At 31.9% G+C, this 5915-nt stretch carries 3 protein-coding genes; all 3 read left to right on the forward strand.

Features of this window, described 5'->3' with window-relative positions:
- Positions 1-17: 17 nt before the first annotated feature.
- The 3 genes from HPY79_12175 (at position 18) to HPY79_12185 (ending at position 5366) form a co-directional block, all read left to right on the forward strand.
- Positions 18-1001: a hypothetical protein gene (locus HPY79_12175; GenBank protein ID NSW46560.1), complete on the forward strand. Its 984-nt coding sequence runs from the start codon at positions 18-20 to the stop codon at positions 999-1001.
- Positions 1002-1007: 6 nt separating this feature from the next.
- Positions 1008-1889, forward strand: a complete 882-nt coding sequence (locus tag HPY79_12180) for a hypothetical protein (protein ID NSW46561.1) — start codon at positions 1008-1010, stop codon at positions 1887-1889.
- 849 nt (positions 1890-2738) lie between these two features.
- Entirely contained in the window at positions 2739-5366 is a 2628-nt protein-coding gene (locus HPY79_12185; GenBank protein NSW46562.1) for a hypothetical protein, read from the forward strand.
- Positions 5367-5915 lie beyond the last annotated feature (549 nt).

Genomic DNA, 5915 nt, shown 5'->3' on the forward strand with positions numbered 1-5915 from the left:
ATGAAAATAAAATCACGTTGGCAACCAACATTTATGGCATACAAATAACGAACAATACCACCGGAACCGGTCAAAGTAGCGGCTTACTAATAGGCTTAGCCGCTAATGGCAATGCACGTATGGTACAGCAGGGGCAGCAAAGCATATCGTTAGGTACCAACAACGTCGATGTATTGATATATGGCACCACTGCTAATGGCACTAAAACGTTTGAACAAAACAATTGTGGTTCTATTACAGCGTCAAAACAAGGTTTTCAATCTTCGTCAGCTTGTAGTTGCAATAATTTAATAAGCGATAAAAGTTGTGATTTAAATTTGTTTCCGATAAACTTATATATTTATACACAAAACAATGTCGAATTTGTAGATTTAGGCACTACAATAAATTTTTACTCATCTTATACTGATGGTCAAGCATATTATTGGGAAATATTTGATAACAATAATAATCTTATATATTCTCAAAATACATTCAGTTGGACTTTTTCTTACTCTTTTTCTTCTGTAGATACCTTTTATATTACAGTAACAGTTGACAATATGACTTCTCCTAAGTATCGAATAATAGTAAGTAAACTTAACTGCGTATGCAGCGGTTTTTCTATAGGTTCAACTTGTCATGTAATTAAAACAAATCAATATGTTAAATTTTGGAATTTAGGATATGTTCCTGATGAAATAAAAAACGATAGTTGTATTAAAAATAATTATGCTTCGCATGCAAGTTGTTATGCTCCTACAGGTCGTCGTTGGATTACTGCTTATGGTACACCTTATGAATATAAAACTGATATTTATCCATGGGGAGGTACATATCCTCCTGATCCTTGGTATTATACAACTTCCTTTAGTCATGGTGGGAAATATTCAATAAAATATGAAATAGCCATGAGAATAAATTCACAGCAACCGAAAATGAAATTATCACTCACAAATAAGCCTTGCTCTTTATTCGAATGGCGTATTCCATGTGACCTTAATTTAAAAATTAAAAAATAATTACACATGAAAAAATTAGCAACATTTTTTTTTACAATGATTACCATAACTATGTCCGCTCAATTTTATATGGAATTAGGGAGTGGTTATGCTTTTCCGACTCAAAAAAGCAAAACAACTTTTGATTATAATAATTTTTACAAAATAAGTAACATATATTCAGGTATATTTTATAAGGGACTTGTTGGATATAAATTTAAAAGTAACTTAATTATAGAATTGAATTGTGAATATAACCCAAAGTCAAATAATATTTTAAATTATTCAAAAAGTTTTAAAACAATTTCCTCATCTTCATATTTTAACTACTCTACTAATGAAGATTATTACTTACATGGTCCATCTTTTTTTGATGGTTCGTATATTTCATTTATTCCAAAAGTTTCATATAGTTACATTAGAAATAATTTCAGCATATCAGTTGGATGTGGCATAGGATATTACTTGTTAAATTATTATAATTACACATATCAAAATACTATCTCTCAATTTTTTCGCAATGGTAGTTTACAATTCAAAGAAACAGTAAATGGACAATCGTTATATCAGTTTACCGAAGAAAACTATACGGCTAATGTCAATTTTAAAATAAGTTTAGCTTTATATAAAAGTATAAACATCTTTTTAGAAGCTAACGCAAATCTACTTAAACTAGAGCATGATGTTGGTTCTAAGTTTGTTTATTTTAAGTTTCATAAAGAAACTTTTGATATTAGTAGCAATCCTCAAACAACAATCATTGATTTTGATAAGAAAAATATTCAATTAGGCAGACAACTTTTAATTAATGGTAACATAGATGTGTATAAAGCTTCTGATTTATCAAAGCTTGTTTTTACTCAAATTGGCATTCGCTATACATTTAGCAAAAAAGAGAAAAAAGAATAAGTTAAACCAGTCTATTAACTTAACGAATATTCCCTTATTAAACTCAAATGAATATTCAGTAATCTCGTTCTTAGACCTTTGCAAAACTATATACAACAACAATATGCGTTATTGCAATTAAAGAGTTTTGCAAAAGTATCGAAATAAAGTTTTTTGGCTTTAAAAAAGTTTTTTTTTTTGAATAAAATCGTCCAGTAATTTGAATAATTACCTTAAAAAATTCAATTTTAAGCCCATATTTTTGGTATATCGAAAAATTGAAATAATTTTGCAAAGGTTCAATTATTAAAAATTATTTTGGACGGACATGACAAAAAATTAAAAGTTCGTTTGAAGATTTGTATTTTTTTATTTAACTTTGTAACGAATGATGATTAAAAATCATACATATCCACCCAATTTAGGAAATATTGTATGATTTTATCATACATATAAACGAGATAGAGAGCAATACGCTTCGCTTTACGGTTTTTCCATTTAAAATTTCTGTGATATGGAGAAGTTTTAAAGCGGGTTGAAGGTTCTAACCTTTTTGAGCATGGGCAAGAGATTGGTGAGAAATTTCTAAATTCTCAAAACCTATTGCTCTCTCCCGAATACTCGGGACGGCTTCGGAAATAATCGGGCTCTGGATGACGTTCTTTGTTCGATGCCTATTCCCGCATGAAGCGTACAGCTTCTATCACGAGAATTGGTGTAACAGAGCCCGATTAGGATGCAGCTTCGCCCTTTACTGTTTTGCAAGCAAAACATCGGGCTCTGCTGCACCAACTAAGCGTAGCGTTCTCACCGAAGGTAATTCCGAAACCGTTGTGGGCTATTGTAGAAATCGAAAAAAAAGAAAAACAAATGGATTATATTAGAAAACAGATTGACCAAAGAATAGACTTTTTACAGACTATGGGCGACAAAAATGCCCTTAAACAACACTTTCAAGCAAGGTTTGAATATGTATTAGTTTACTTGTTGGCTTATCTTTGGAACAAAAATTTGGACAAACTTGATTACGAAGACAAAGAGTTTGTTTTTCAATCAGTTATTAAGCCGACAATCGGTAGCATTGTTGCGATTTGTCGCAAACTTGATATAGAAAAAGAGATTTTCAAAAAAAGTAAGTTAAGTCAGGCATTAGACAAATATCCATCTGTTAGAAATGAATTGCTTGGACACGGCTTTGTCTATGAAGATGCCCCAGAAAAGTTGCTTTTAGCTTTACAAGAGCTTTACAACTCTGTTTTAGATGCAGATTTACCAATCCTTAAGGATAGTATAGATTTGGTGTATGTAACCAATATTGAAAATATAACCTTCAAAGGTATTTTGTATAAAAGTGACGGAGCAAGTTATGCCCCTTGGAGTTGCCCAAAAACAATTGCTTCTTTTGAATTAGGCAGTTTGTACGCAAGTACAGGACTGAATACATATTTCAGGCTATCCCCTTTTATTGAAATCACATCTTACGGAAAAGAGCTTTACTTTTTCAACTGCATTGATGAAAAATTACTTGGGAAGGTAAAATATAACCGTTTGCTTGACACAGGCATATTTTTTAAAGAGTGGGTAGAATTATGCGAATTAGACGTTACTAACGATGGAATTAAAGTCAAAAGTCATAACGGTACAATACGTAATATTTATGAAAATAATTATAGAAAGTACATTGATATAGGTATCAAAGGTAAATTAAAAACATTTCTCGTTCGAAATAATGCTTCGGTTTGTGCTACTGTTTGGGGACACGGAGGGGTTGGAAAAACTGCAACAATCCAAAGTCTTTGCGAAGATTTAGCTAACGATGAGAAAAAGTTTTTTGATTATATATTATTCCTTTCTGCAAAAGATAGACGATACGATTATTATACTGGTAAGATTGAAGAAATAAATGACAGAATAGCTACGTTCTCAGATTTGATTAAAAGTATTAACAAAATTCTTTTCAATATTGAAAACGACGATCCAAGGGATTTTATTGAGATAAAAGAGAAAAAAATATTTTTGGTTATTGATGACTTTGAAACATTCCCAAAAGAAGAAAAAGATAAAATAGAAGAATTTATATCTGAACTTAATACCAACTATCATAAGGTAATTATCACTACACGTGCAGCAAACATTAATATTGGTCAAGAGTTTCAAACTAATGAACTCACAGAGCAAGAAACTATAAAATTTTTATTAGAAGTTATTAAAAATGAAGAGATTGGAAATTATGAAGTGATAAAGCGTCAAATCGAAAATTCTGATAAAAGCCGCAAAGTATTTGAAATTACAAGTGGGAGACCTTTATTTATATTTCAATTCGCCTTTATTCTTGGCCAACGTGGCTTAGAAGATGCATTGAATTTTAAGATTAAGGAAGGGAATACTGCTATTAATTTCCTATTTGGTAGAATTTATGATTACCTTTCACCCAATGCAAAAGATTTGTTTGTTGTTCTTAGCCTTTTGGTAACCCAGGACGATTTAAGCAATGTAATTCAAAAGGCACAATATATTTTAAATCTTGAACACGAAATAGACGCTTTCAATTCAGCTGTTAATGAATTAGTAAAACTTAAAATTCTCAAAATAGATGATGAACGTAAATTCTTTGAGATTTACTCTAAAGAGATATTTCAAATTATGAGCGATTATTATGAAAAAAGACCAGCAAATCAAAGAAAAATTTGGGAACAGAGGAGAAATCAGGTTAACAGAGATAGGTCATTAGACGTAGAAAATTCTCTTTTATTAACAGCTAATGCAAATCGTCTTGCTAAAAATGAAATTGAAGTAATTGATAGTTACAAACAAATCATTAATAGAGCAACAAGCCCTCTCGATGTCAAACTAACTGCGATTTTGAATTTGGCGGCTTATCTTGTTGATAGAGGCAAAAAGGAAGATGCTCTAAAATATTTGGATGATTATAGTTTTCACTTCAATAAGAATGCTCAAAAAGGTTCAAAAGAAAAATTACATTACGCAACATTCACAAAGATGTGGGCAACATACTATTGGGCAAACGGTACAAGAGAACAAAAACAAAAGGCGATTGCGATATTACTTGCGTATGCTTCATCAGGTTTCAACTTTAATGAAAACATAGATTTTGAAATTGCTGGCATGCTTCTTCAGTATCGCTCAATTATTGTAGTTTCAGATTGGCAAGAATTAAAAGAGAAAAGAAATTACAATGAAATTAGTGTTAATGAGTTTAATTCTATTCGGAAGAAACAAAAACAAGAATGTAAAGATATACACGACAAACAAGGTGTAATTCTATATAATACAGTAGTAACTAAAAAACTTGAAGATATTTCTTCTGGAGCAAGACAGAATGTAATTGCAGGTTTGTATAGTTTTTTAGAAGTACTTGTAAGGCTTCAAAAATTTGACCTGGCTTTGAAGATATGTGAGTTTGTATTTTATTGCGCACCGAAGAACTTTCATCCACAGTTCAAAAAACAACAGGAATGGATTCAAAGTCTACTTTAAAAAAAAAGTTAAAAAGCCATGAAGCCAATGATAGGACTGACGAGATTGGTGAGTTTGGAATGAAATTGAAAGAAGCGTTAAAAAAGAAAAAATGAAAACAGCCCACAACAGCGGGCATGTGACAATAGCGGGTGAAATGGTATTTCGAAAGACTGTGCTTCTAAGAAACTTAGTGATAAACTGACAGGAAAGTGCTTCTAATCCGCTACTGCACATACACGCAACCGATAGAGAGCAATACGCTTCGCTTAACGGTTTTTCAATTTAAAATTTCTGTGATATGGAGAAGTTTTAAAGCGGGGTGAAGGTTCTAACCTTTTTGAGCATGGGCAAGAGATTGGTGAGAAATTTCTAAATTCTCAAAACCTATTGCTCTCTCCCGAATACTCGGGACGGCTTCGGAAATAATCGGGCTCTGGATAACGTTCTTTGTTCGATGCCTATTCCCGCATGAAGCGTACAGCTTCTATCACGAGAATTGGTGTAACAGAGCCCGATTAGGATGCAGCTTCGCCCTTTACTGTTTTGCAAGCAAAACATCGGGCTCTG

This window comes from Bacteroidales bacterium (genome assembly GCA_013314715.1).
Lineage (GTDB): Bacteria > Bacteroidota > Bacteroidia > Bacteroidales > GWA2-32-17 > Ch61.